The organism is Streptomyces sp. NPDC058231 (assembly GCF_042882275.1).
GTDB lineage: Bacteria > Actinomycetota > Actinomycetes > Streptomycetales > Streptomycetaceae > Streptomyces.
The window spans coordinates 142,649-167,525 of the sequence record NZ_JBHVWN010000002.1 but is presented as its reverse complement, the minus strand read 5'-3'; the positions used below and the strand labels follow the sequence as shown (position 1 = coordinate 167,525).

Here is a 24,877-nt window from a genome sequence, read left to right as displayed (position 1 = left end):
GCGGCCTGATCAACACAAACACGTGTTGCGACGACCCCTAGAAACCGCCCATTGGCGGAGGGCCCGTGCCCGTGTGTGCTCGCAGGGTCAGTCCAGGGCGTACGCCCGCTTGATGGTCTGCGTCGTGCGGTTGCCCGCGTTGTCCCACACCTCGACGCGCAGGGCCACGAAGCCGTTGGTCTCCGCACGCCTCGGGTGGCGGACGCTCACGCGGTGGCTTCCGTTGTCGCCGACCCGTACGTCGGCGTTCCGCCAGGTGGCGCCGTCGTCGTAGGAGACGGAGACCTTGGCGCCGGCGATGTCCTTGTCGCCGGTGTATCCGGCCTGGCGGGAGGTGGTGAGCGTGAAGCCGAACCGCTTGCCCGCCTCGGCCCGGTTGAGCGCGTCCACCGGCACGTCGAAGCCGGTGAGGATCACCGGCAGGACCGAGCAGTCCGTCGGTGCTACATACAGGGCGCGGCACTCCTCGGACTGGACACCCTTCGGCCCGGCCGAGCGGAACGTCCAGGCCGTCTTCTGCTCCGTGCCGAGCTGGACGCCGGTGCCAAGGGCCCGGGTGACGTCGTACTCCATCCGGTAGGTGGCGACTTCGGGGACGAGCAGCTCCGCCACGACGCCCCCTCGCCGCGGCGTTCACCGCGTACGACCTGGACGGGCTGACCAAGCTCTTCGTCGAGGACGCGGTCAGCGACGTGATCGGCATCGCCCACGAGGTCGGACGGACCCAGATCGCCGCCGGCTCGCTGCACCACACCCTGGTTTTGGAGTCCTCCGTTCGGTGGCGCGCGGAAGTCCGGGAGCTGGACGGCGACCCGCTGGTCCTGATGTGGGCCACTCCGGCCGACGGCAGCGGCCCCGAGGCGGTCGAGGACGTCCTTCGCGCCGAGACGGCCGACGGCGGGATCACGCGCCTGCGCTGGTACTACTTCTGCCCCGACGTCCTCGCCGAGGTCGGCGGCCGGCTGGGCGTTCCCGTCCGAACCCACGGCCACGTGGTGTAGCGCCCCGCAGACGAGCCTTCGCCAGGTCGGCCCCGCGGGTGGGGCCCGGACGCGTAAGACCACCGGCAGTCCAAAAACGGCGACGGGTAACCTCATTCTGTGGATAACTGGCTGAGACGGGTGCCGAGTTCGCTTCTTTGGATTGCCAACTGGTCCCTTGCGACCACGGTGTGGTGGATCGGCGGCCAGTTCCTGGACGATCCATGGTCTTTGCCCCGATGCGCCTTCTATGGCGGTGTACCGGTGGCCGTTCTGTGGCTGCGCGAGTACTTGAGGTCGTGATCATCTCGGCGGCGGACCTGGCTGGAGGCGACGAGACCTAGGACCATGCCGAACACAGCAGGCAGGCGGCAGCCTGCTCCGCGATCAGCGGCGGCTGTCGCCCGGGGCCAGCAAGCTGGTGAGCTCGGCGATCGCCTCCGGGGATGGCTTGAAGTATCGACGGATGTTCTCCGGCTTCTTGTGCCTCGACTTCGCCATCAGCATCAACAGGGACGCGCCCTGCTCACCGAGGTGGGTCAGGGAGGAGTGGCGGTACTCGTGCAGATCCCACCCGGTCCCCGGCCCGTGTACGGCCGTGTGCTCGTCCAGTAGGGCGCGGGCCTGCCCATACGACAGCCGGGTGAACCCGGTGTCAGGGCAGACGTCACGCGGGCTGACGACCTTGCCGGGGCCGGGCTTCCGGTGGGTGACGAAGATCGGCCCGCGGGTGCGGCCGCGCAGCAGGCGGGGCAAAAGCCGGGCGGTGCCGGCGTCCCAGTACACGGTCTCCAGCACGTAGTCCCTGCGGGCCTGGCCCCCGACGGCGGGCCTTGGTCCGGGCGCCCTTCGACTTCACCGGGCAGCGGCGTCCGGCGAAGTCCAGGTCCTCGATGTTGACGCCGAGGATCTCCTCCGCCCGGCCCGAGGTCTCGTAGAGCATCCGCCACAGCGTCTTCTCCCGCAGGTGGACCTCGCGCCGGGCGATCAGCCGGTCGATGGCCATCTTCGAGCGGGCCGGGGTCTCGGAGTCCGGTACCGTCAGCCGCTTCGCCCAGGCCGGGACCGTCGGGCCCTCGTACTCGCGCTCGGAGCACCAGCCCGTCCAGGACAGCACGGCGCCGCGGCGGGCGTTCCAGGTGTTCACTGCCGAGCGGCCCCACAGCAGTTCCAGCGCCTCGCCAATCTCGACGTCCTCCACCGAGGCGAGCGGCCGGCCCTCACCGAGGCGCTCGGCGGTCTTCCCGATGGCGATGCCGTAGTTCCGGACGGTGTTCGGGTTGCCGAGCGAGTCAAGGAACAGGTCGGCCGCCGTCCGGACCGTCAACGCCTTCCCCACCAGCGGCGACGGAGGCTTAGCGCACGATCTGACACCGATGTTCCTCAGACCCCGAGTTCGGTCTGGGCACACCGTTCCTACCCAGTGCGCATGAGTGATTGGACCCACTGCCGCGTGCTCGGCGCATCCCGAACGGTGTTGGATGCACTGGTCCCCCGCTTTTGCGTCCAGCTCGGCGACGGCCCCTCCAGGGGCCGGTCCGTGGTGGGTTGACGGGTTCCGTCACGCCCCCGGCCACCTGGTTCGGCCTGGGAGTCTCCCCTGAGTGGTGGACACGCTGACACTGGATCTGCTTGATCCGACAGAGCATGCCGTCCGGGCTCCGAGGCCGGCGGCGTGCCAGGCGTCCTGACCGAGGACGTGGGACAGCCGTTGTTCGAGGTGGGCGATGTGCTGGGCCTGACGGGTGCTGCGGTCGGTAAGGTTGGCGAGGTCGGCACAGGGACCGGCGGCTGACCTGTGGGCCCGTGGGGCCTTCCCGTGGTTGCGCGCCGCGGGCGCACAAGCCCGCTACTGAGCCGCCCTGGGTTTCGTGCAGTCAGGTGGTCTTGTCTCAGACGGACTGCGGACTGCGGGGTGGTTGGCGAATGGCCGAGCAAAAGCACCCTGGCGCTGCAGATCGGACACAACCGGTCGGCCCGCGGGCTGCAGGGCGTCATCTTCACCCGTGACGACCGGGCGGGGGAGGGGAAGCTCTCGTCACGGCTGGGGCTCGTCACGGAGGCCGTCGAGGCCGACGAGGACATGGACGTGTACGCGCATCTCGTCGACCGGGTGACCCGCGGCGGCAGGGCGGACTACGTGATCGTGGACGAGGCGCAGTTCCTCGCCCCGTACAGATCGACCAGCTGGCCCGGATCGTCGACGACCTCGGACTGGACGTCTTCGCGTTCGGGATCACCACCGACTTCCGGACGAAGCTGTTCCCCGGATCGCAGCGGCTCATCGAACTGGCCGACCGGGTCGAGGCGCTCCAGGTGGAGGCGCTCTGCTGGTGCGGGGCGCGAGCCACGCACAACGCCCGCACGGTCGGCGGCGAGATGGTCGTCGAAGGCGCCCAGGTCGTGGTGGGGGACGTCAACCAGCAGGCGGGCGAGGTCGGTTACGAAGTGCTGTGCAGGCGCCATCACCAGCGCCGGACGACCAGCGCGACGGCACGCGCGGGCGCGCTCCCACCGGACGTACTGCCTGTCACGACGGCGTGAGCACCGGGGCTTCCGAGCCGCGCGACCGACCGGTCCGCGCTCCGCAGGGGGCCCGGTGGTGGCCGTACCGCGGCAGCCCGCGGACATCACGTCGGGTCGGCCCGGTGGGACTGCACGATCGTGAAAACGGCGCCCTCCGGATCGGCGACCGTCGCCACTCGCCCGCTCGATCCCTCCCGCGGGGCCTGCAGTACGTGCCCGCCGAGGTCCACCACCCGGGCGGCCGCCCCGTCGGTGTCGGCGACCTCGAAGTACGTCATCCAGTGCGGACCGCGGTCGCGCGGCAGGGCGTGCCCGACGCCATGCAGGGAGGCCACCGGGCGGCCGTCCAGGTGCAGCGTCTGGTAGTCGAAGTCGGCCGAGACGACCGCTTCCGCCTCGTAGCCGAAGACCGCCTGGTAGAACTTGGCCACCGTCGAGGTCTCGCGGGTCACCAGTTCGTTCCAGACCGGAGTGCCGGGTACGTGCGCGAGTGCCGTGCCGAGGTGCTCGGCCGCCTGCCAGATGCCGAAGACGGCGCCGCTCGGGTCGGAGGCGATGGCGAGCCGGCCTGCCTCGCCCGCGTCCAGCGGGCCTACGGCGACCGTGCCGCCGCAGAAACGGATCGTCTCGGCCGTGAGATCGGCGTCGTCGGTTGCCAGATAGGTCGTCCAGGCGACCGGAAGATGCCGGTCCGGCGGCAGCTGCCCGAGGCCGGCGACCACCTTTCCGTCGATCAGCGCACGGACGTAGGGGCCCAGCTGGTCCGGGCCCGGCACGAACTCCCAGCCGAACAGCTCGGCGTAGAAGTTCTGGGTCGTGGACAAGCCGTGCACGATCAGACTCACCCAGCAAGGTGTTCCGGGTGCGCGCCGAACGGCAGCCTCGGTCATCGTCACTCTCTCCTCGGACCATTGTGTGGCCGTACGGGGGGAACGGGGCCGACGCGCCGACCGGCGGTGCGGAGTGTGTAGGTGTACGGCCCCGTGCAGATGCTTGCACCACCCGGCGCACGATGGGCCCCGGCCGCGCCGCATTTTCCGGGATCTCGACAGAGGAAGCCCGTTTTGATGCGGTACGTCCGCTCCGGCGCTGTTACGGGTGGGTCGGCTCCTGCGCGAGGATGGCACCCATGAAGCCCATCATCTCCGCATCCGAATATGTGAGCGAGTCGGCGGGGCCACGTCCGCCGGTGCTCCTGGACGTACGTTGGCAACTCGGCGGTCCGCCCGGCCGCCCCGACTACGAAGCCGGGCACATCCCGGGTGCGGTCTATGTCGACCTGGACACGGAACTGGCAGGCCCGGCGGGCAGCGGGGGCCGGCATCCGCTGCCGGGTGTCGAGGGATTCGGCGCGGTCATGCGTCGCGCCGGTGTGTCCCGGGGCACCCCGGTCGTGGTGTACGACGGCGGTCAGGGCTGGGCGGCGGCGCGTGCCTGGTGGCTGCTGCGCTGGGCCGGTCACCCGGACGTCCGGGTGCTGGACGGGGGCCTCGCGGCGTGGGGCGGCGAGCTCTCCACGGAGACCCCCGCCCCGGCCGAGGGCGACTTCGTGCCGGAGCCCGGTGCACTGCCGCTGCTGGACGCGGACGGGGCGGCGGCGACGGCGCGCTCCGGCCTGCTGCTCGACGCGCGTGCCGCGGAGCGCTACCGGGGCGATGTGGAGCCGATCGACCGGGTGGGAGGCCACATTCCGGGTGCGGTCTCGGCCCCCACGTCCGAGAACACGGGCGGTGACGGGCGGTTCCTGCCCGCGGAGGTGCTGGCCACCCGCTTCAAGGAGCTCGGCACGGACGGTGCGTCCGAGGTGGGGGTCTACTGCGGCTCCGGGGTCTCCGGCGCGCACGAGGTGCTGGCTCTGGCGGTCGCCGGAATCCCCGCGGCCCTGTACGCGGGCTCCTGGTCCGAGTGGTCCGCCGACGAGAGCCGTCCGGTCGCCACCGGTCCCGACCCCCGGTAGCGGCGTCCGTGATCCGCCCGACCGGAACCGCGGCAGCAGGTGCGGCGGGCGGACGGAGCGAGGGCCCGTACGCGATGGCGTACGGGCCCTCGTCATGCCACGGTCACCAGGGTCAGTCCTGCTTCTTGCGGCGGGTGCCGAAGACGATCTCGTCCCAGCTCGGCACCGCGGCCCGGCGCCCCGGGCGAACCCCGTCGGCCTCCGCCTGGCGGTCCGTCGTCCCGGTCAGCCGGTCACGGTGGCCGGCCACCGCGCGCGGCATCAACACATCCGCATACGCGGAACCGGCGCCCGCGGACGCTGCCGCGGCCGGGGGCTCGTCGGCCTCCGGCTCCTGAGCGGCGGGCTCGGTGGCCGGTTCGGGCGGGGCGGCCCGGTCCGGCACCACCATGTCGCCGCGGAAGCTCGGCACGGCCTCCAGCAGGCTGGTCAGCGAGTCGCGCTCGCCGGCCGATGCACTGGCGACGTGCTCCTCCGGCTCGGGCGGTGGCGGCGGAGCGGGCCGTTCCATCTGGCGGTCCAGGGCGCGGTCCAGCGGCCGGTCGCGCGGCAGCCGGGCGATCCGGGGCACGAACGGGAAGCTCGGCTCGGGCGCGGCGACATCGTCGGTCTCGCCGATCAGCGAGCGCGCCTCGTCGTCCACGGCCTGGACCAGCCGCCTCGGCGGGTCGTACGTCCAGCTCGCCGAGTGCGGCTCACCCGCGACCCGGTACACCAGCAGGACCTCCCAGGTGCCGTCGTCGCGGCGCCAGGAGTCCCACTGGACGGTCTCCTTGTCGGCGCCGCGCAGCATGAGACGTTCCTGCACGGCCTCGCCGAGCTGGGGGCCGGTGTTCTCGCCGGGACGGCGCACGGGAGTCTTCCGGGCCCGCTCGGCCATGAAGGCACGCTCCGCGAGCACAGGGCCCTCGAAGCGGCGGACGCGGTCGACCGGAATTCCGGCGAACTGGGCGACCTCCTCCGCGGAGGCACCGGCTCGTATCCGGGCCTGGATGTCGCGGGGGCGGAGGTGGCTCTCCACCTCGATCTCGATCTGGCCGAGCCGGGCGCGGTCGTTGCGCACGGCGGCACGCAGCCGCTCGTCGATCGGAAGCGTGTACTCCGTGCTGTCCGCAGCCTTGAGCACCAGTCGTGTGCCGTCGTTGGAGACGGCCACGACACGCAGTTCGGGCATGGGGACCTCCCGGGTGGTGCCTGCCGACGTCACGTGCGTCGCTGCTTCCGCTAGTCGAGTGTGGCCTGCCCGGGTGCAGCCTGCCACAACATTGCCGTGTTGCCCGGCGTGTCGGGCGTGAGCCCTGGATCGCCGGTATGACACGGTGACCTATTGCGCAACGCTGAGTGACGAACTGTCACCCCGCGTAGCAGGCCCCCGTGCGATGCCGTGGCGCCGCCGGATCGAGTGCCTCCTTCGGCCCCCTCCCGAAGGTCCCGGACACCACGTGGGAGTCCGGCCCCAGGGCTCGCCACAGTACTCCATTCGGGCCATGTGGGTGGACCGCCGCGCCGCCGAAGTTCTCGGTGGGCGCGGGAGTTGGGCTACCCAGTTGGCTGCCAATTGCCCACGATGCGTGTCGTGCTTCACAGAATCACCCGAAGTGGAACCATTCACTTCGCCCAATTGTCCCTTCCTGTTGCATGGTGGGGGAGATGTCAATCAAGGGCTGGAAATGGTGCAGAAGCCGGAAAGTGACATAGAACCCAGGGGAAGGCGTACGGATCTGAGTCTGCCGCAGGTCGCCGGGAGTGCTGTGGCGTCGGTCGCGGCAGCGGTGGCGGCCTCCCAACTGGGCGTGTACGGGACGATTCTCTGCGCCGGTGTGATGAGCGTCGTCGCCACCTGCGGCGGCTCGGTCTTCCAGCACTTCTTCCGCCGGACGGGTGAACAGATCCGAGGGGCCAGGGTCCAGGCGAACGGGGCGGGGCGAGTCCGCCGGGTGCAGGACGCGCCGGACGCGAACGGAACGCGGGACGAGGGCGATGCCCGCGAGGTGTGGGGTGCGCGGCGGGCGCCCGGCGGACCCGCCGACGCGACGGCGGTGCTGCGTACGGCGGGGACCGGCCCGGACCGTTCCCGACCGCTGGAGCCGCTCGACGAGGACGGGACCCGGCTGCTCAAGTCGCCCGCCCTGGACGGAACCCGGCTGCTCACGCCGTATCCGGCGGCCCCGGACGAGGGGTTCTCCGTGTCCACCACCCACGGCACCCGTGTCCGCGGCTGGAAGCGCTCGGCCGTCGCGGCCGCCGCCGTCTTCGGCGTGTCGATGGCCGGGATCACCGCGTACGAACTGGCCTCCGGCGGCGATCTGAGCGGTGGTCAGGGAACGACCGTCGGTTCAGCCGTGCGCGGCGGGCCGCACGGCTCAGGAACGGCCGACCGGGCACCGTCCGGCAGTACCGGCCCGGAGCAGGGGCGGGACCAGAACGGTGCGACGCCCGGCACGGACTCGCGGAACGGGCAGAGCCCGAGCCCCGACGCCGTGACCAGCAGCCCGTCCACCGCCGGACCGAGCCCCACGCCGTCGCGCTCGTCCGGCGCGACGGACCCGGCCCCCGCACCGACCCCGGCGGCATCCGCCGACGCCTCCCCGGCTCCCACCGGTGCGGTCACGGACCCGGGGCCGGAGGCCTCCGCCACGACCGGCACGGACGACGGCCGGTGACCGGCCGCGGCGGTCAGTCGCCCAGGACCCGGCGCAGGTAGTCGTTGGCGAAGAGCCGGCCGGGATCCAGCCGGTCGCGGACGGCGGTGAAGTCGCCGAAGCGCGGGTACACCCCGGCCAGGTACTCGGCGTCGCGGGTGTTGACCTTGCCCCAGTGCGGGCGGCCGCCGTGGGCGGTCATGATCTGCTCGACCGCGGTGAAGTACGCCTGGTACGGCGTCCCCCGGTACAGATGGACGGCGATGTACGCGCTCTCCCGGCCCGAGGCCGTGGAGAGCGCGATGTCGTCCGCGGGGGCCGTGCGGACCTCCACCGGGAAGCTGACCCGCAGCGGCGACCGGTCGACCATCGCCCTGACCTCGCGCAGTGCCTCGACGGCCGCCTCGCGCGGCAGGGCGTACTCCATCTCCACGAAACGGACCCGGCGCGGGCTGGTGAAGACCTTGTACGGGATGTCGGTGTACGTACGGGCCGACAGCGCGCGGCTGGAGATCCTGGCGATCGACGGAATGGCGGCGGGGACCGCCCGGCCGAGCGAACAGGCCACCTGGAAGATCCCGTTGGAGAGGAGTTCGTCCTCGACCCAGCCGCTGAGCCGGCCGGGCGGGGCGGCGGGGCCCGCGCTGCGGTTGTTGCGCTTGGTGTTGCAGTTGCCGGTGTGCGGGAACCAGTAGAACTCGAAGTGCTCGTTCTCGGCGACCAGCTGATCGAAGTCGACGGTGACCCTGTCGAAGGCCATCGGCTCCTCGCGGGCGGTCAGCAGGAAGACCGGCTCCACGGCGAAGGTGATCGCCGTGACGACACCGAGTGCGCCGAGTCCGATCCTGGCGACGGCGAAGATGTCGGCGTTCTCGTCCGCCGAGCATTTCAGCACCGTGCCGTCGGCCGTGACCAGTTCGAGGGCGCGGATCTGGGCGGATATGGACGCGGAGTCGCGGCCGGTGCCATGGGTGCCGGTGGAGGTGGCCCCGGCGACCGTCTGTTCCATGATGTCGCCCATGTTGGTGAGCGACAGGCCCTCCCGGGCGAGCACGGCGTTCAGCCGCTTCAGAGGGGTGCCGGCCTCGACGGTCACCGTCATCGCGGTCCGGTCGATCTCCCGGATGCCGGTGAGCAGCTCGGGCCGGATCAGCACGCCGTCGGTCGCGGCCGTCGCCGTGAAGGAGTGGCCGGTGCCGACCGGCTTCACCTTCAGGCCGTCCTCGGACGCCCGGCGCAGCACCTCGGCGAGTTCGTCCACGGAGGCGGGGGAGACCGTCCGTGCCGGACGGGCGGTGACGTTCCCCGCCCAGTTACGCCACGCGCTCGTCGTCGTCCGTGCGTAGGTGTCGGTCATCTTCCCCGCGCCTCCCCGTAGGAGCCGGCTCGGCCAGCCGGCGATACCCCAGGAAGCCCACCGCGGCCGCGATCGCTCCCGCCACGACGGGCACCGCGTACCCCGCCGCGGCCCCGAACGCGTCGACCGCCCAGCCGGCGGCCGAGGAGCCGAGCGCCACACCGACGGCGAGCCCGGTCCCCGTCCAGGTCATGCCCTCGGTCAGCTTGGCGCGTGGTACGTGCTGCTCGACGAGGGCCATGGTGGTCACCATCGTCGGTGCGATGGCGAGGCCCGCGACAAAGAGCGCCACGGCCAGAAACAGCAGGTTCCCGGCCAGTTGGAGGGGGATCATACTCACGGCCATCGCGCACACCCCCACCAGCCACCTGGTGGCCGGTCTCCCCTTGAGGCGCAGCAGGCCGAAGACGGCCCCGGCCAGGCAGGACCCCAGCGCGTACACGGCCAGTACCAGGCTTGCCGCGGCCTTGTGACCCCGGTCCTCGGCGAAGGCCACCGTCACCACATCGACCGCCCCGAAGATCGCACCGGTCGCCACGAAGGTGGCCACGAGCACCTGGAGGCCCGGGGAGCGCAGCGCCGAGCCGCCGGTGTGGTGCTCGGGCGCATGCGGCACCGGTTCCGTGGCGCGCTGGGCCGTCAGCCAGTAGACGCCTACGAGCAGGAACCCGGCCGCAAGCAGCGGGCCCGCCTCCGGGAACCAGGCGGTGGACAGGCCGATCGAGATGATCGGCCCGAAGATGAAGCACACCTCGTCGGCGATCGACTCCCACGAGTACGCGGTGTGCAGCCGCTGGGGCGAGCCGTGGTAGATCTCCGCCCAGCGGGCCCGGGTCATCGCGCCCACGCTGGGCACACAGCCGGCGCCTGCCGCGAAGACGAAGAGCGTCCAGTCCGGCTGCCGTTGCTGGGCACAGATCAGGAGACCGGCCACGGCCGCCATCGCGACCAGGGTGACGGGGCGCAGGACGCGCCGCTGCCCGTGCCGGTCGACGAGCCGGGACACCAGCGGGCCGAGCACCGCGGCCGACATCGCCAGCGTCGCGGAGAGCGCGCCCGCGAGGCCGTACCGGCCGGTCATCTGGGAAACCATGGTCACCACACCGATGCCCATCATGGACAGCGGCATCCGGCCGATGAAGCCGGCTGTCGTGAACCCCTTGGTGCCGGGGGCGGCGAAAATCGCGCGGTAGGGACTGGGCAAGCGGGGCTCCGGAACAGCGAGGTCATGCATGTGTGTAATCCGTGAAGGTGGCCGCTACAGCTTACGGGCGGTCGACCGGGCGGGACGCCGCGGTGGGCACGGGACGGGCGCGCCGGTGGACGCCGGTCGAACCGCTGTCGCGGCCGGGTGGCAGGATCGTTCCCATGCCCGATCTGCACGCTCCAGCTCCCTACGACGCCCTGCTGCTGCTCTCCTTCGGCGGACCCGAGGGCCCGGACGACGTCGTCCCGTTCCTGGCGAACGTGACCCGCGGCCGCGGCATCCCCGAGGAGCGGCTCAAGGAGGTCGGAAAGCACTACTTCCTGTTCGGCGGAGTCAGCCCGATCAACGCCCAGAACAGGGCCCTGCTGGACGCGCTGCGCAAGGACTTCGCGGACCACGGACTCGATCTGCCGGTGTACTGGGGCAACCGCAACTGGGCGCCGTACCTCACCGACACCCTGCGCGAGATGACCGCCGACGGACACCGCCGCATCGCCGTCCTCGCCACCAGCGCCTACGCCTCGTACTCCGGCTGCCGGCAGTACCGCGAGAACCTCGCCGAGTCGCTGGCCGCACTGGAGGCCGAGGGGCTGCCCGTGCCCCGCGTCGACAAGCTCCGGCACTACTTCAACCACCCCGGGTTCGTCCGGCCCATGGTGGACGGGGTCCTGAAGTCCCTGGCCGATCTCCCCGAGGACGTCAGGGCCGGGGCGCACCTCGCCTTCACCACCCACTCCGTCCCCACCTCCGCGGCCGACACCTCCGGCCCCGGGGCGGCACACGGCGACGGTGGTGCCTACGTCGCCGAGCACCTCGACGTGGCCCGGCTGATCGCCGACGCGGTCCGCGAGGAGACCGGCGTCGACCACCCCTGGCAGCTCGTCTACCAGTCGCGCAGCGGAGCTCCGCACATCCCGTGGCTGGAGCCGGACATCTGCGACCACCTGGGGACGCTCCACGGGGAGGGGGCACCCGCCGTGGTGATGGCCCCCATCGGCTTCGTCTCGGACCACATGGAGGTCCTGTACGACCTCGACACCGAGGCCACCGCGAAGGCCGCCGAGCTAGGCCTGCCGGTCCGCAGGTCCGCGACGGTCGGAGCGGACCCGCGGTTCGCCGCGGCCGTGCGCGAGCTGGTCCTGGAACGCGCAGCCACCGAGCGGGGACGCACGGTGGAACGGTGCGCGCTCGGGACGCTCGGCCCCAGCCACGACCTGTGCCCCGTCGGCTGCTGCCCGGCACGTGCCCTCAAGCCCGCCGCGGCGGGCGCCGACAGCCCTTACGCCTAGGGCGGGTTTCGAAAGTCCCGCCTGCTCGGCGACGTCTCGCACGCACGCTCGCCGCGTTGTCGGGATCACCCCGATACATCCAGTATCGGGGCGACCCTCCGCCTTGCGATCGCACGCACCAGACGCCGCCGAGCCCGCCCTCCGGGCGGACGGCGCTACTTTCGAAACACGCCCTAGGAGCGCTGCACCCCTGTGAACGCTGTGAACCCCGTGACCTCCGTGACCGACCCCGTCCTGTCCGAACTGCTCGGTCTCGCACTGGAGGCCGCACGGCGCGCCGGTGCGCTGCTGCGTGACGGCCGCCCCGCCGATCTCGGCGTGGCGGCGACCAAGTCCAGCCCCATCGACGTCGTCACCGAGATGGACATCGCCGCCGAGAAACTGATCACCGGCTTCCTCGCCGAGCACCGTCCGCAGGACGGCGTTCTCGGTGAGGAGGGCGCCAGCTCCACGGGCAGCAGTGGCATCCGCTGGGTCATCGACCCGCTCGACGGCACAGTGAACTATCTCTACGGGCTGCCGACCTGGGCCGTCTCCATCGCGGCGGAGCGGGACGGGGAGCGGGTGGTGGGGGTGGTGGAGGCCCCGATGCGCCGCGAGACGTATTACGCGGTCCTCGGCTGCGGTGCGTACGCAAACGGAGGTGCGTACGGAGACCGCACGGCGCTGCGCCCCCGGCCCGCGCCCCCGCTCGACCAGGCGCTCGTCTCGACCGGTTTCAACTACGTCGCCGACGTCCGCACGCACCAGGCGGACGTGGCCCAGCGGCTGATCCCGCAGCTCCGCGACATCCGGCGCAGCGGCTCGGCCGCCGTCGATCTCTGCGACGTCGCCGCGGGCCGGCTGGACGGCTACTACGAGCGCGGGCTCCACCCCTGGGACCTCGCGGCCGGCGACCTGATCGCACGGGAGGCGGGTGCGCTGACCGGCGGCCGCCCGGGGACGCCCCCCGACGGCGACCTGACGGTGGCCGCGTCGCCGGGTGTCTTCGAGCCGCTGCAGACCCTCCTGGAGGATCTGGGAGCCTGGCACGACTGACCCGACCCGCCCGCAAAGCCCCTGGTGCGGGCTGTGCGGGGCGTGCACGGACAGCACAGGGCCCCGGCGCCGAGAACGGCGCCGGGGCCCTGTGCCAACGGCTCAGACAGCCGGGGCGCCGACTTCGACGCCGTGCTCGGCGGCGAGACGGCGCAGGTCGTCCAGTTCGCCCTGCTCGACGTCCGCGAGGAAGTCGTCGCCCGTCTCGCGAGCCCTCGTGAGGTCGGACTCGGTGGTCTTGATCCGCTGCAGCAGACCTGCGGTGAAAGCGTCCATGGTGCGCCCCCTCGTCGTGGGTCGGTGGCACGGGGGTGTGCCCGGGTTTCCCTCCGCCGAAGCGGTAGGGCGGGTGATCACGCACTCTCCGGAGACGGAGCGGCCGAGGAGCGCCACATGCATGGCGTGATCGCGGGTGTGAATTCGTCCTCCCCAGGCCCTGGCTCAGAGAAACCTCAACTGGCCCGGAAATCCGGTGAATTCCTGGAAGCCGCAGGTCGGGCTGCGCCGCCTTACCGCCGGTTTATACGCGTTGCAGGCAGGATGGGGCCGCACAGACAGTGCTGCTGAGCTGGACCGGATCACGGTCCGTGGGCTCGATCGGACGTTCTGAAGTTTCTAGGGAAGGACAGCGCCGTGCGTGTACTCGTCGTGGAGGACGAGCAGCTGCTCGCCGATGCGGTGGCCACCGGACTGCGCCGGGAGGCCATGGCGGTCGACGTCGTGTACGACGGTGCGGCGGCCCTGGAGCGCATCGAGGTCAACGACTACGACGTCGTGGTGCTGGACCGCGACCTGCCCCTGGTGCACGGAGACGACGTCTGCCGCCGGGTCGTCGAGCTGGGCATGCCGACCCGGGTGCTCATGCTCACCGCCTCCGGTGACGTCAGCGACCGGGTGGAGGGCCTGGAGCTCGGCGCCGACGACTACCTGCCCAAGCCCTTCGCCTTCAGTGAGCTGACCGCGCGGGTACGGGCCCTGGGCCGCCGTACGACGGTCGCGCTGCCGCCCGTCCTGGAGCGCGCCGGCATCAAGCTGGACCCCAACCGCCGCGAGGTCTTCCGCGGCGAGCAGGAGATCCAGCTCGCGCCGAAGGAGTTCGCGGTGCTGGAGGTGCTGATGCGCAGTGAGGGCGCCGTCGTCTCGGCGGAACAGCTGCTGGAGAAGGCCTGGGACGAGAACACCGACCCGTTCACCAACGTGGTGCGCGTGACGGTCATGACGCTGCGCCGCAAGCTCGGGGAGCCAGCGGTGATCGTCACCGTGCCCGGCTCCGGCTACCGGATCTGAGGCCCGGTGTCCTCCGTCCCGGCGCCCCCGACCGCGCCCCCGAAACCCACCTGGGACCCCAAGCAGCTGGAACCCCCCTACCCCTGGCTGCGCCCCACCATCCGGATACGGCTCACCCTCCTGTACGGCGGGATGTTCCTGATCGCGGGCATCCTGCTGCTGTCGATCATCTACATGCTGGCCGCGCAGGCCCTGCACGTGGGCAGTGAGCTGCCGTTCAAGGTCGTCAACGGCCAGGTCTCCAGTGACCTGTGCAACCTGTCCAGCGAGGGGTCGTCACCGGCCGCGGTCAACTCGGCCATGAACTCGTGTGTCAACCATCAGCGCCAGGAGGCGCTCGACACCCTGCTGAACCGGTCGCTGCTGGCCCTCGTCGGCCTGAGCGTCATCGCCTTCGCGTTCGGCTACGCCATGGCGGGCCGGGTGCTCTCCCCGCTCGGGCGGATCACCCGCACCGCCCGCCGGGTGGCCGGGACGGACCTGTCCCGGCGGATCGAGCTGGACGGGCCGGACGACGAGCTCAAGGAGCTCGCCGACACCTTCGACGACATGCTCGACCGGCTGGAGCGGGCCTTCACCGCGCAGCAGCGGTTCGTCGGGAACGCCTCGCACGAGTTGCGTACCCCGCTCGCGATCAACCGCACGCTGCTGGAGGTCCATCTCTCCGACCCGCAGGCGCCGCCGGAGCTCCAGCAACTGGGCAAGACCCTGCTGGCCACCAACGAGCGCAGCGAGCAGCTGGTCGAGGGCCTGCTGCTGCTCGCCCGCAGCGACAACCAGATCATCGAACGCAAACCGGTCGACCTCGCCGAGGTCGCCGCGCGTGCGCTCGACCAGACCCGCGGCGAGGCCGAGGAGAAGGGGGTGGAGATCCGCGGCGAGATCGTGCCCGCCGTCGTGCAGGGCAACGGCGTCCTGCTGGAGCGGATCGCGCTGAACCTCGTACAGAACGCCGTGCGCTACAACGTGCCGGAGCAGGGCTGGGTGGAGGTCACCACCTCGCTGCAGCCCGGTCAGGCACTCCTGGTGGTCTCGAACACAGGTCCTGTGGTGCCGGCGTACGAGATCGACAACCTCTTCGAGCCCTTCAGGCGGCTGCGTACCGAGCGAACGGGCAGCGACAAGGGAGTCGGGCTCGGCCTGTCGATCGCGCGCTCCGTGGCGCGCGCTCACGGAGGCCGTATCATCGCGGAGCCCCGCGAAGGCGGTGGTCTCGTGATGCGCGTCACCCTGCCGGTCTGAGAGGCTGGGCGGAGCGATTCGGACACGAATTACTTCGTTCGCTTTGAGCGGAATTTTCGGGACCCGTGCCCGGGAGATCCGTGTGTGATCGATCACAGGAGCGAATTTCGATCGTTCTACGCTCCGTGATCAGGGCTCCTGCCAAAAACCGGCAAAAGTCGGGGTTTTCGGGGGCCGATATCACGGGAAGTACACGGGGTGGCACCCGTGAAGCGTGGCATTCGGACCGTGTACGGTCCCCTTCGCCACCCAAGCCGACCACTCCCGAGCGGCCGGCTCGGGTGTCGATTGAGTAACAGACCTTGATGTGAGGCAAAATCTCCGCCTCGGGTCGGGCACAAGTCCGGCCTCTCACGCGTTACGTGCGCTGAGACACCGCAGACACCCAGAGGGGGAGAGCGACACATGGCAACGGACTACGACACCCCACGCAAGACCGACGACGACGTCGACCAGGACAGTCTTGAAGAACTCAAGGCTCGCCGGAGCGACAAGACGGCGTCCGCCGTCGACGTCGACGAGTTCGACGCGGCCGAAGGACTGGAGCTGCCCGGAGCAGACCTGTCCAATGAGGAACTCGCCGTAAGGGTCCTGCCCAAGCAGGCCGACGAGTTCACGTGCATGAGCTGCTTCCTCGTGCACCACCGCAGCCAGCTGGCCCGCGAGAAGAACGGTCAGCCGATCTGCCGCGACTGCGACTAGGTCCGGTCGGCCGTGGCAGGCGACAAACCGTCCCGGAAGCGGCGCTTGCGGCGCAAGAAGTCGTCGGAGGCGAATCAGGGCGGCACAGGCTCGGCAGAAGGCGTAGCAGCGCCTGCCGAGCGGTCCGCCCTGCCACCCGCTCCGGACGGTCCTGACGACGAGCGAGGCCGATCGGCCTCGCTCCGAGCAGTGGAAGCCGCCATCGCGGCGGAGACAGGACGAGCACTACCAGCAGCCGACGCGGCCGATGGGGCCGAGCAGGTCGGCAGGACGGAGCCCGTGACCGGGGCAGGCCGTCTGGATTCAGTGAAACGGGGCGTACGCAAGGGCGGGGAGAGCGCCAGGACGGCGATCGGTCATATCGCCGACCGGATCATCGAAACCGCTCCCCGCGTCCCTGTACGCGACCTCGCCACCCTGCGCCGGCAGTTCCCGGGCCTCGGGCCCGAGGAGATCGCCGACAAACTCATCGCGGGCGCGAGCAAGGCCACCGCCACCGTGGGCGCCGGTATCGGCGCGGCCGCCATGCTGCCCGTGCCGCCCGCCCTGCTCGCCGAGCTGGCCGCGGAAATCACCGGTGTGGCCGCGATCGAGATGAAGCTCGTCGCCGAGCTGCACGAGGTCTACGGCCTGCGACCGGCGGGCGGCCTCTCCCAGCGCAGCACCGCGTACCTCACCTCCTGGACGGAGGAGCGCGGCATCGACGTCACCCATCCCACGACGGTCAACGCGGCGCTCGGCGGCCAGATGAAGCGCGAGATGCGCCAGCAGATCATGAAGCGGATGGTGCGCGATCTGCCGAACCTGATCCCGTTCATGGTCGGCGCCGCCGTCGGCGCGATGATGAACAGGCGCGACACGAAGAAGCTCGCCGAGCGGGTCAGGAAGGACCTGCGCAAGCACCAGGTCCCCTGGGACCGGTTGCCGCAGCTGCCGCCCCTGGAACGGCCCCGGAAGCTCCACAAGGACCTCCCCAAGGAGATCGAGGACTGACGGCCTGCCCCGTAACGCTGCCCGGCGGGCGCACGGCGACGGCCACGGCATCCTGCCGCGACGTCGGCACACCCGCATGCGCGCCAGGTACGAGGACGTCCCCTCGCGCCCTGCGGCGCCCCGTGCCCCCACCGGCCTTGCGACGCCCGGCGTCCGGTTCGCCCGGCGAGTCGGACGCGCCGACGCAGCGGGCCGATCCGCCATGGACCGCGGGACGGCGTTCAGCCCCTGCCCGGACCTACGGGACGGCCGGGGCCGTACGAGCCGCCGCGAGCGCCGCCACCAGGGCCTGCGGCTCACGTGTCGACAGATAGACGTACGGAGTCGGGTCGTCCGGGTCCGTGACCTCCACCCGCACCGCCGTGCGGATGTAGCTGCGCAGCAGCATGAAGGCGCGGATGTCCGCCTTGTACGAGCGCCAGGCGCGCGCCTCCTCGGCGTCCAGCGCCTCGGCCGCGCCGAGGGCCGTCACCGGGATCCGGGCGTCGCCCGCGACCAGGGCGCCTGCCACCACGCGGATCCGGGCGGAACCGTACGAGCTGACCGCCAGCGAGGCCAGGGCCGTGCCGCCGACCAGGCCCGCCAGCAACGGCAGGGTGCCCAGCGGCAGCAGCACCAGGGCGCAGGCGACACCGACCAGGAAGGCGATGAGCCACCACGAACGGGGTGCGGTCAGACGTTCGTCGAAGGGCGGGGTGGAAGGCTGCATGGACCCAAGCTTGGCACGGCGCGACCCGCGGGTAGCCGCGCGGGTAAGGTCTGCGCCTGTGAGTGGAACATCTGCGGCTCTGAAGCCACCCGCCGACGCGGTGAAACCGGTCCGGCATCCCGACGCCCCGGTGCCCGGGGAGCTCCTCGGTTCGCACTACGAACACTGTTTCGGCTGCGGCGGGGGGCAGTCGCACGGGCTGCACCTCCAGGCGCGGGCAGGCGAGGGCGTCAGCGTCACCGCCGAGTTCACCGTGAAGGCCGCCCACCAGGGCGCCCCCGGCCTGGCGCACGGCGGTGTCCTGGCCACCGCGCTGGACGAGACCCTCGGCTCGCTGAACTGGCTGCTGCGGGTGATCGCGGTGACCGGGCGGCTGGAGACCGACTTCGTGTGCCCGGTGCCCGTGGACACCGTGCTGCACCTGGACGCCGAGATCACCGCCGTGCACGGCCGGAAGATCTACTCCCGGGCGACCGGCAGGATCGGCGGCCCCGACGGGCCCGTGGCGGTCCGTGCCGAGGCCCTCTTCATCGAGGTCAAGGTCGACCACTTCATCGAGAACGGCCGCCCGGCCGAGATCCGGGCGGCGATGGCCGACCCGGACCAGGTCAGGCGTGCCCGTGCCTTCGAGGTGAACCCGTGATGCGCCATCCTGTCGACGTCCTGATCCGCCGGATCGATCCGGATGTGCCGATTCCGGCATATGGGCACCCGGGGGACGCCGGGGCGGATCTGGTGACCACCGAGGCGGCCGTGCTCGCCCCGGGCGAGCGGGCGGTTCTGCCCACCGGCGTGTCGATCGCGTTGCCCGACGGGTACGCAGCGTTCGTGCACCCACGGTCCGGCCTCGCCGCCCGCTGCGGAGTCGCCATGGTGAATGCCCCGGGGACGGTGGATGCCGGGTACCGTGGAGAGATCAAGGTGATCGTCATCAATCTCGACCCGCGCGAGCCCGTGCGGTTCGAGCGGTTCGACCGGATTGCCCAACTGGTCGTCCAGCAGGTCGAGAAGGTGCGCTTCCACGAGGTGTCGGAGCTGCCCGGCTCGGCTCGGGGCGAGGGGGGCTTCGGTTCCACCGGCGGGCACGCCGCAGGTGATGTTGAGGGCGTCAGGGGCGGGATCACCCAGGGCGGGAACAGCTACGCTTCGGTCGTACCCGACCGGGAAGGACAGTGACGTGTTCGGACGTCGCAAGAAGAGTGGTTCCGCCGAGGATGTGGCGGACGAAGCGCGCGAGGCCGAGCAGGTCGTCGACGAGCTCGATGACACCGACGCCGCCGAGAGCGGAGCGCGCCGGACGAATCTCCCGCCGGCGCCGCGGCCGGACGGGCCGTGGGACAGCGACGAGGTCTCCCAGCCCGGCGAGGGCCGGGTCGACCTGGGCGGCATCTTCGTGCCCGGGGTCGACGGCATGGAGCTGCGCGTAGAGGTCGCCGGTGACGCGATCGTCGCCGCCACCGTCGTGCTGCGCGACAGCGCGATCCAGCTGCAGGCCTTCGCCGCCCCCAAGAAGGAGGGCATCTGGGGCGAGGTCCGCGAGGAGATCGCCGCAGGTATCACCCAGCAGGGCGGCATCATCGACGAGGTCGAGGGCCCGCTCGGCTGGGAGCTGCGGGCGCAGGTTCCGGTACAGCTTCCGGACGGGGCGAACGGCGTGCAGATGGTGCGCTTCGTCGGCGTCGACGGACCGCGCTGGTTCCTGCGCGGAGTGATCTCCGGCCAGGGTGCCGTGCAGCCCGAGGCCGCCGGGCTGCTGGAGACGATCTTCCAGGACACCGTGGTCGTCCGTGGTGAGGGCCCGATGGCGCCCCGCGACCCGATCGTCCTCAAGCTTCCCAACGACGCCCAGATGGTGCCGGAGGGTGTGCAGCAGGACGACCAGGAGGGCTCGAAGTTCTCCGGTGGCATGGGCCAGCTCCAGCGGGGTCCCGAGATCACCGAGGTGCGCTGAGCCCCGTCCCCCTGGGGCGGACGGCGTGTGACAGCTTCGGCCGGTGGGCCGCACTCCCTTGCGAGGGTATGCGGCCCACCGGCTTTTGCGTGCCTGCGGCACACCGGCCGCCGCGTGTGTGCGAAGCGGGCGTACCGGCGCACCTGTGGCGCGTATACAGGGCGCGTATGGGGCACGTATGGGCGCCGTCAAGGGCGAGCCCTTTCCCGTAAGGAAGCCATCAACGCAGGCCACAGGGGCTCCGGCCGGGGGTTTCCTCAAGAGGTCCGAGAATCCGAACCTCATCTAGGAGCACACGATGGCCGATCTGGCCTTCGTCGTCACCACGATCGCGGTCTTCGCGCTGGTGGCTCTTGTCGCCAAGGGGGTGGCAAAGCTGTGACTGCCGAGAACATCGTCGGTCTGATCGTGGCCGTCGCCCTGCTGGGCTACCTCGTCCTCGCCCTTCTGTACCCGGAGAGGTTCTGAGCCCGATATGAGCCCCGTCCTCGCTGGTGTGCTCCAGCTGCTCGCGCTCGTCGTGGCGCTGGGTCTCGCGTACCGTCCGCTCGGCGACTACATGGCCGCCGTCTACTCCTCGAAGAAGCACCTCCGTGCCGAGAAGTGGATATACAAGGCCATCGGCGCCAACCCCGACACGGAGATGCGCTGGCCCGCCTACCTCCGCGGCGTCCTCGCGTTCTCCGCGGTGAGCCTGCTGTTCCTGTATCTGCTGCAGCGGGTCCAGGGCAGCCTGCCCGGTTCGCTCGGCTTCGCCTCGATCGACCCCGATCAGGCGTTCAACACGGCGGCTTCCTTCGTCGCCAACACCAACTGGCAGTCGTACTACGGCGAGCAGGCCATGGGCCATGTCGTCCAGACCGGCGGCCTCGCGGTGCAGAACTTCGTCTCGGCCGCCGTCGGCATCGCCGTCGCGGTGGCGCTGGTACGAGGCTTCGCCCGCTCCCGTACCGGTGAACTCGGCAACTTCTGGTCCGACCTGGTGCGCGGCACCGTACGCATCCTGATTCCGATCTCAGTGATCGGGGCCATCGTGCTGGTGGCGACGGGTGCGATCCAGAACTTCTCCGGCATCCACGGGGTCGGCCAGTTCATGGGCGGCTCGCAGCAGTGGAACGGCGGCGCGGTCGCCTCCCAGGAGGCCATCAAGGAGCTGGGCACCAACGGCGGCGGTTACTTCAACGCCAACTCGGCCCACCCCTTCGAGAACCCCAACGGAATCTCCAACCTCCTGGAGATCTTCCTGATCCTGGTCATCCCGTTCGCGCTGACCCGCACCTTCGGCCGGATGGTCGGCTCGCTGAAGCAGGGCTACGCGATCCTCGCCACGATGGGCGTCATCTGGCTCGGCTTCACCGCGCTGATGATGTGGACCGAGTTCTCGCACCACGGGCCCGCTTTCGACATCGCGGGCGGGGCGATGGAGGGCAAGGAGAACCGCTTCGGGGTCGGCGGCTCGTCGATCTTCGCGGTGGCCACCACGCTCACCTCGACCGGCGCCGTGAACTCCTTCCACTCCTCGTTCACGGGCTTCGGCGGCGGCATCACCATGCTGGGCATGCAGCTCGGCGAGATCGCTCCCGGCGGCACCGGCTCCGGCCTCTACGGCATGCTGATCATGGCGATCATCGCGGTGTTCATCGCGGGCCTGATGGTCGGCCGCACCCCCGAGTACCTCGGCAAGAAGATCGGCACCCGCGAGATCAAGCTCGCGGCCTGCTACATCCTCATCACCCCGGCGCTGGCGCTCTGCTTCACCGCCGCGGCGATGGCCCTGCCCACCCCGGTCCACTCGCTGACCAACTCCGGTGCGCACGGATTCTCCGAGATCCTCTACGCCTACACCTCCGGCGCCAACAACAACGGTTCGGCGTTCGCCGGCCTCAACGCGGACACCCAGTGGTTCAACACCACCATCGGGCTCGCGATGCTGTTGGGCCGCTTCCTGCCCATGGTGTTCGTTCTGGCGCTGGCCGGCTCGCTCGCCGAGCAGCGGCCCGTACCGGCCACCGTCGGCACGCTCGGCACCCACAAGCCGCTCTTCAGCGGACTGCTGGTCGGCACCATCATGATCGTCGCCGGTCTGACCTACTTCCCGGCGCTGGCACTGGGACCGCTGGCCGAGGGGCTGGCGTCATGACCACGAATCTGAAGCAAGAGGACTCGATGTCCACTGTCACCACGGACCGGGCACCGCACCAGGACGCGCCCACCGGTCACCGACCCGAAGGACGTGTCGGCGCCGGGCTGTTCGACCCCAAGCAGCTCCTCAAGTCCTTCCCCGACGCGGTACGCAAGCTCGACCCCCGGGTGATGATCAAGTCGCCCGTGATGTTCGTCGTCCTGGCCGGTTCGGTGCTCACCACCGTCCTCGCGGCCCTGGACCCGGGCGACTGGTTCGGCTGGGCGATCGCCGCATGGCTCTGGCTCACCACTGTCTTCGCCAACCTGGCGGAGGCGGTCGCCGAGGGCCGCGGCAAGGCGCAGGCCGACACGCTGCGCAAGGCGAAGACCGACACGGTCGCGCGCCGGCTCGTGGGCCGGGACGAGGAGCGGGTGCCCGGCACCGACCTGCGCGTCGGCGACCTGGTGGTCTGCGAGGCCGGTGACATCGTTCCCGGCGACGGCGACGTCGTCGAGGGCGTCGCCAGCGTCGACGAGTCCGCCATCACGGGGGAGTCGGCGCCGGTCATCCGGGAGTCGGGCGGCGACCGTTCGGCCGTCACCGGCGGTACGAAGGTCCTCTCCGACCGCATCGTCATCAAGATCACCACCAAGCCCGGCGAGACCTTCATCGACCGGATGATCAACCTGGTCGAGGGCGCCGCCCGGCAGAAGACGCCCAACGAGATCGCGCTCAACATCCTGCTCGCGTCCCTCACCATCGTCTTCCTGCTGGCCGTCGTCACCCTGCAGCCGTTCGCGATCTACGCCGGACAGCGGCAGTCGATGATCGTGCTGACCGCACTGCTGGTCTGCCTCATCCCGACCACCATCGGCGCGCTGCTCTCCGCGATCGGCATCGCCGGCATGGACCGCCTGGTGCAGCGCAATGTGCTCGCCATGTCGGGCCGCGCGGTCGAGGCCGCCGGAGACGTGTCGACGCTGCTGCTCGACAAGACCGGCACGATCACCCTCGGCAACCGGCAGGCAGCCGAGTTCGTCCCGGTCAAGGGTGTGACGGAGGCCGAACTGGCCGACGCCGCCCAGCTCTCCTCGCTCGCCGACGAGACGCCCGAGGGCCGCTCCGTCGTCGTACTGGCCAAGGAGAAGTACCGGCTGCGCGAGCGCCATCAGGGACAGCTCGTGGGAGCCGAGTGGGTGGGCTTCACCGCGCAGACCCGGATGTCCGGCGTGGACGTCGAGGGGCGCAGGATCCGCAAGGGCGCGACCGGTTCGGTCATCGCCTGGGTCGAGGAGCGGGGTGGCCAGGTGTCACCCGACGCCCGGGTGCTCACCGACACGATCTCCCAGGCCGGCGGCACACCGCTGCTGGTCGCCGTCGACGACGAGCACGGTGCCAGGATCCTCGGCATCATCCACCTCAAGGACGTCGTCAAGGAGGGGATGCGGGAGCGGTTCGACGAGCTGCGCCGGATGGGCATCCGCACAGTGATGATCACCGGCGACAACCCGCTCACCGCCAAGGCCATAGCCGAGGAGGCGGGGGTCGACGACTTCCTCGCCGAGGCCACGCCCGAGGACAAGATGGCCCTCATCAAGCGTGAGCAGGCGGGCGGCAAGCTCGTCGCGATGACCGGTGACGGCACCAACGACGCCCCGGCGCTCGCCCAGGCCGATGTCGGCGTGGCCATGAACACCGGCACCTCGGCCGCCAAGGAGGCCGGGAACATGGTGGACCTGGACTCCAACCCGACCAAGCTCATCGAGATCGTGGAGATCGGCAAGCAGCTGCTCATCACCCGCGGTGCGCTGACCACCTTCTCGATCGCCAACGACGTCGCGAAGTACTTCGCGATCATCCCGGCGATGTTCGCGGTGGTCTACCCGGGCCTGGACAAGCTGAACATCATGCAGCTGTCCTCGCCGGAGTCCGCGATCCTCTCCGCGGTCGTCTTCAACGCGCTGATCATCATCGCGCTGGTGCCGCTGGCCCTGAAGGGCGTGCGCTACCGGCCCAGCAGCGCAGACTCGATGCTCCGGCGCAACCTCGGGATCTACGGACTCGGCGGCCTGATCGCCCCGTTCATCGGCATCAAGATCATCGACCTGATCCTCTCCCTCATTCCCGGAATCGGCTGATCGCGCCATGACTTCCATGAACAACTCCGCGGGCAACACCGTCCGGCTGCTCTGGGCCGGGCTGCGCGCCCTGCTCGTCCTCACGATCGTCTGCGGCGTGATCTACCCGCTTGCGGTCACCGGGGTGGCCCAGGCCCTCCTCCCGGGCAAGGCCAACGGTTCCGAGATCACGGCGCACGGCAAGGTCGTCGGCTCGGAACTCATCGGCCAGCGTTACGACCTGCCGCTGAAGAAGGGCCAGGAGACCGCGGACCCGGATCTCGAGTGGTTCCAGCCGCGGCCGTCCAACGGCCTGGGCAGCAACAGCGTCAACACCCAGTACAAGCTGATCCTGTCCGGTGCGACCAACCGGGCCGGCGACAACAAGGACCTGATCGACTGGGTCACGGACGCCAAGGCGGCCGTCGTCAAGGACAACTCCGTACCCGGCCACCCGGTCCGCCCCGAGGATGTCCCGGCCGACGCCGTCACCTCCTCCGGCTCCGGCCTGGACCCGGACATCTCTCCGGCGTACGCGGAGCTCCAGGTGCGCCGCGTCGCCGAGCGGAACCACCTCGGCGTCGACCAGGTGGAGAAGCTGGTGGAACAGCACACCGACGGCCGGATCCTCGGCTTCGTCGGCGAGCCGCGGGTCAACGTCCTGCAGCTCAACATCGCACTCAAGGAGCTGGTGAACGGAGGCTGATCCTCCGACTCCCGGACGCGCCGGGCCGCCGTGGTCACGCTGTACCGAC

23 protein-coding genes and 2 pseudogenes are annotated in these 24,877 nt (G+C 70.7%); 17 read left to right on the top strand and 8 right to left on the bottom strand.

All coding sequences use genetic code 11. The features are described from left to right. Nucleotides 1-87: 87 nt before the first annotated feature. On the bottom strand, nt 88-612 hold the full coding sequence (locus tag ACFVXE_RS02265; protein ID WP_389668323.1) for a hypothetical protein: 525 nt from the start codon (nt 610-612) through the stop codon (nt 88-90). Between the two features lie 80 nt (nt 613-692). Here ACFVXE_RS02265 and ACFVXE_RS02260 point away from each other — a divergent pair, with 80 nt between their 5' ends. Then, the gene (locus ACFVXE_RS02260; RefSeq protein WP_389668322.1) at nt 693-1,001 is read left to right on the top strand and encodes a hypothetical protein; all 309 of its coding nucleotides are present in this window, start codon (nt 693-695) and stop codon (nt 999-1,001) included. A 366-nt stretch (nt 1,002-1,367) separates the two neighbouring features. On the opposite strand, the pseudogene ACFVXE_RS02255 reads toward ACFVXE_RS02260, so the two are convergent. Further along, nucleotides 1,368-2,322, bottom strand: a pseudogene (locus tag ACFVXE_RS02255) (tyrosine-type recombinase/integrase). A gap of 573 nt (nt 2,323-2,895) precedes the next feature. Here ACFVXE_RS02255 and ACFVXE_RS02250 point away from each other — a divergent pair. Beyond that, nucleotides 2,896-3,524: pseudogene (locus ACFVXE_RS02250) on the top strand (thymidine kinase). 86 nt (nt 3,525-3,610) lie between these two features. On the opposite strand, the gene ACFVXE_RS02245 reads toward ACFVXE_RS02250, so the two are convergent. Further along, nucleotides 3,611-4,396 carry a VOC family protein gene (locus tag ACFVXE_RS02245; protein ID WP_389668320.1) on the bottom strand — a complete coding sequence of 262 codons (786 nt, stop codon included), beginning with the start codon at nt 4,394-4,396 and terminating at the stop codon, nt 3,611-3,613. 239 nt (nt 4,397-4,635) lie between these two features. Between ACFVXE_RS02245 and ACFVXE_RS02240 the strand changes: the two genes are divergently transcribed. Further along, nucleotides 4,636-5,463: a sulfurtransferase gene (locus tag ACFVXE_RS02240; RefSeq protein WP_389668318.1), complete on the top strand. Its 828-nt coding sequence runs from the start codon at nt 4,636-4,638 to the stop codon at nt 5,461-5,463. A 112-nt stretch (nt 5,464-5,575) separates the two neighbouring features. On the opposite strand, the gene sepH is transcribed toward ACFVXE_RS02240, so the two are convergent. Beyond that, nucleotides 5,576-6,637: a septation protein SepH gene (gene sepH, locus ACFVXE_RS02235; protein WP_389668316.1), complete on the bottom strand. Its 1,062-nt coding sequence runs from the start codon at nt 6,635-6,637 to the stop codon at nt 5,576-5,578. Nucleotides 6,638-7,133: 496 nt separating this feature from the next. Between sepH and ACFVXE_RS02230 the strand changes: the two genes are divergently transcribed. After that, complete coding sequence (locus tag ACFVXE_RS02230; protein ID WP_389668314.1) at nt 7,134-8,126, top strand: hypothetical protein; 993 nt, start codon at nt 7,134-7,136, stop codon at nt 8,124-8,126. A gap of 13 nt (nt 8,127-8,139) precedes the next feature. On the opposite strand, the gene ACFVXE_RS02225 is transcribed toward ACFVXE_RS02230, so the two are convergent. Both ACFVXE_RS02225 and ACFVXE_RS02220 read right to left on the bottom strand, forming a co-directional pair. After that, complete coding sequence (locus ACFVXE_RS02225; RefSeq protein ID WP_389668312.1) at nt 8,140-9,462, bottom strand: D-arabinono-1,4-lactone oxidase; 1,323 nt, start codon at nt 9,460-9,462, stop codon at nt 8,140-8,142. Next, nucleotides 9,419-10,666 (bottom strand): MFS transporter, encoded by a 1,248-nt coding sequence (locus tag ACFVXE_RS02220; protein ID WP_389668310.1) that lies wholly within the window; start codon nt 10,664-10,666, stop codon nt 9,419-9,421. Before ACFVXE_RS02220 ends, ACFVXE_RS02225 begins: the two co-directional genes overlap by 44 nt. A 164-nt stretch (nt 10,667-10,830) precedes the next feature. On the opposite strand from ACFVXE_RS02220, the gene ACFVXE_RS02215 reads away from it, so the two are divergent. Then, nucleotides 10,831-11,958 carry a ferrochelatase gene (locus tag ACFVXE_RS02215; RefSeq protein ID WP_389668308.1) on the top strand — a complete coding sequence of 376 codons (1,128 nt, stop codon included), beginning with the start codon at nt 10,831-10,833 and terminating at the stop codon, nt 11,956-11,958. A 219-nt stretch (nt 11,959-12,177) separates the two neighbouring features. Next, nucleotides 12,178-12,996 carry an inositol monophosphatase family protein gene (locus ACFVXE_RS02210; protein ID WP_389668497.1) on the top strand — a complete coding sequence of 273 codons (819 nt, stop codon included), beginning with the start codon at nt 12,178-12,180 and terminating at the stop codon, nt 12,994-12,996. 102 nt (nt 12,997-13,098) lie between these two features. On the opposite strand, the gene ACFVXE_RS02205 is transcribed toward ACFVXE_RS02210, so the two are convergent. Continuing rightward, on the bottom strand, nt 13,099-13,272 hold the full coding sequence (locus ACFVXE_RS02205; protein WP_389668306.1) for a hypothetical protein: 174 nt from the start codon (nt 13,270-13,272) through the stop codon (nt 13,099-13,101). A 357-nt stretch (nt 13,273-13,629) separates the two neighbouring features. Here ACFVXE_RS02205 and ACFVXE_RS02200 point away from each other — a divergent pair, with 357 nt between their 5' ends. The 4 genes from ACFVXE_RS02200 to ACFVXE_RS02185 all read left to right on the top strand — a co-directional run bounded on the left by ACFVXE_RS02200 (nt 13,630) and on the right by ACFVXE_RS02185 (nt 17,220). Further along, on the top strand, nt 13,630-14,283 hold the full coding sequence (locus ACFVXE_RS02200) for a response regulator transcription factor (RefSeq protein ID WP_389668304.1): 654 nt from the start codon (nt 13,630-13,632) through the stop codon (nt 14,281-14,283). 6 nt (nt 14,284-14,289) lie between these two features. Beyond that, the gene (locus ACFVXE_RS02195) at nt 14,290-15,525 is read left to right on the top strand and encodes a sensor histidine kinase (RefSeq protein WP_389668302.1); all 1,236 of its coding nucleotides are present in this window, start codon (nt 14,290-14,292) and stop codon (nt 15,523-15,525) included. Between the two features lie 405 nt (nt 15,526-15,930). After that, nucleotides 15,931-16,227 (top strand): DUF4193 domain-containing protein, encoded by a 297-nt coding sequence (locus tag ACFVXE_RS02190; RefSeq protein ID WP_003965732.1) that lies wholly within the window; start codon nt 15,931-15,933, stop codon nt 16,225-16,227. A gap of 12 nt (nt 16,228-16,239) precedes the next feature. Next, nucleotides 16,240-17,220 (top strand): hypothetical protein, encoded by a 981-nt coding sequence (locus ACFVXE_RS02185; protein ID WP_389668300.1) that lies wholly within the window; start codon nt 16,240-16,242, stop codon nt 17,218-17,220. A gap of 238 nt (nt 17,221-17,458) precedes the next feature. On the opposite strand, the gene ACFVXE_RS02180 is transcribed toward ACFVXE_RS02185, so the two are convergent. After that, entirely contained in the window at nt 17,459-17,929 is a 471-nt protein-coding gene (locus tag ACFVXE_RS02180) for a DUF3093 domain-containing protein (RefSeq protein WP_389668299.1), read from the bottom strand. 58 nt (nt 17,930-17,987) lie between these two features. Here ACFVXE_RS02180 and ACFVXE_RS02175 point away from each other — a divergent pair, with 58 nt between their 5' ends. The 7 genes from ACFVXE_RS02175 to ACFVXE_RS02145 all read left to right on the top strand — a co-directional run bounded on the left by ACFVXE_RS02175 (nt 17,988) and on the right by ACFVXE_RS02145 (nt 24,828). Then, a complete protein-coding gene (locus tag ACFVXE_RS02175) occupies nt 17,988-18,572 on the top strand; it encodes a PaaI family thioesterase (RefSeq protein WP_389668297.1) in 585 nt (194 codons plus the stop codon). Further along, nucleotides 18,572-19,105 (top strand): dUTP diphosphatase, encoded by a 534-nt coding sequence (gene dut / locus ACFVXE_RS02170; RefSeq protein ID WP_389668495.1) that lies wholly within the window; start codon nt 18,572-18,574, stop codon nt 19,103-19,105. Before ACFVXE_RS02175 ends, dut begins: the two co-directional genes overlap by 1 nt. A 1-nt stretch (nt 19,106) precedes the next feature. Next, nucleotides 19,107-19,880, top strand: coding sequence for a DUF3710 domain-containing protein (locus ACFVXE_RS02165; RefSeq protein WP_389668295.1), 774 nt, complete (start codon nt 19,107-19,109; stop codon nt 19,878-19,880). Between the two features lie 378 nt (nt 19,881-20,258). Beyond that, the gene (gene kdpF / locus ACFVXE_RS02160; protein ID WP_037701211.1) at nt 20,259-20,348 is read left to right on the top strand and encodes a K(+)-transporting ATPase subunit F; all 90 of its coding nucleotides are present in this window, start codon (nt 20,259-20,261) and stop codon (nt 20,346-20,348) included. A gap of 7 nt (nt 20,349-20,355) precedes the next feature. Further along, on the top strand, nt 20,356-22,020 hold the full coding sequence (gene kdpA, locus ACFVXE_RS02155; protein ID WP_389668293.1) for a potassium-transporting ATPase subunit KdpA: 1,665 nt from the start codon (nt 20,356-20,358) through the stop codon (nt 22,018-22,020). Further along, complete coding sequence (gene kdpB / locus ACFVXE_RS02150; RefSeq protein WP_389668291.1) at nt 22,017-24,143, top strand: potassium-transporting ATPase subunit KdpB; 2,127 nt, start codon at nt 22,017-22,019, stop codon at nt 24,141-24,143. The genes kdpA and kdpB overlap by 4 nt, the downstream gene beginning before the upstream one ends. Nucleotides 24,144-24,159: 16 nt before the next feature. Then, nucleotides 24,160-24,828: a potassium-transporting ATPase subunit C gene (locus tag ACFVXE_RS02145; RefSeq protein WP_389668493.1), complete on the top strand. Its 669-nt coding sequence runs from the start codon at nt 24,160-24,162 to the stop codon at nt 24,826-24,828. Nucleotides 24,829-24,877 lie beyond the last annotated feature (49 nt).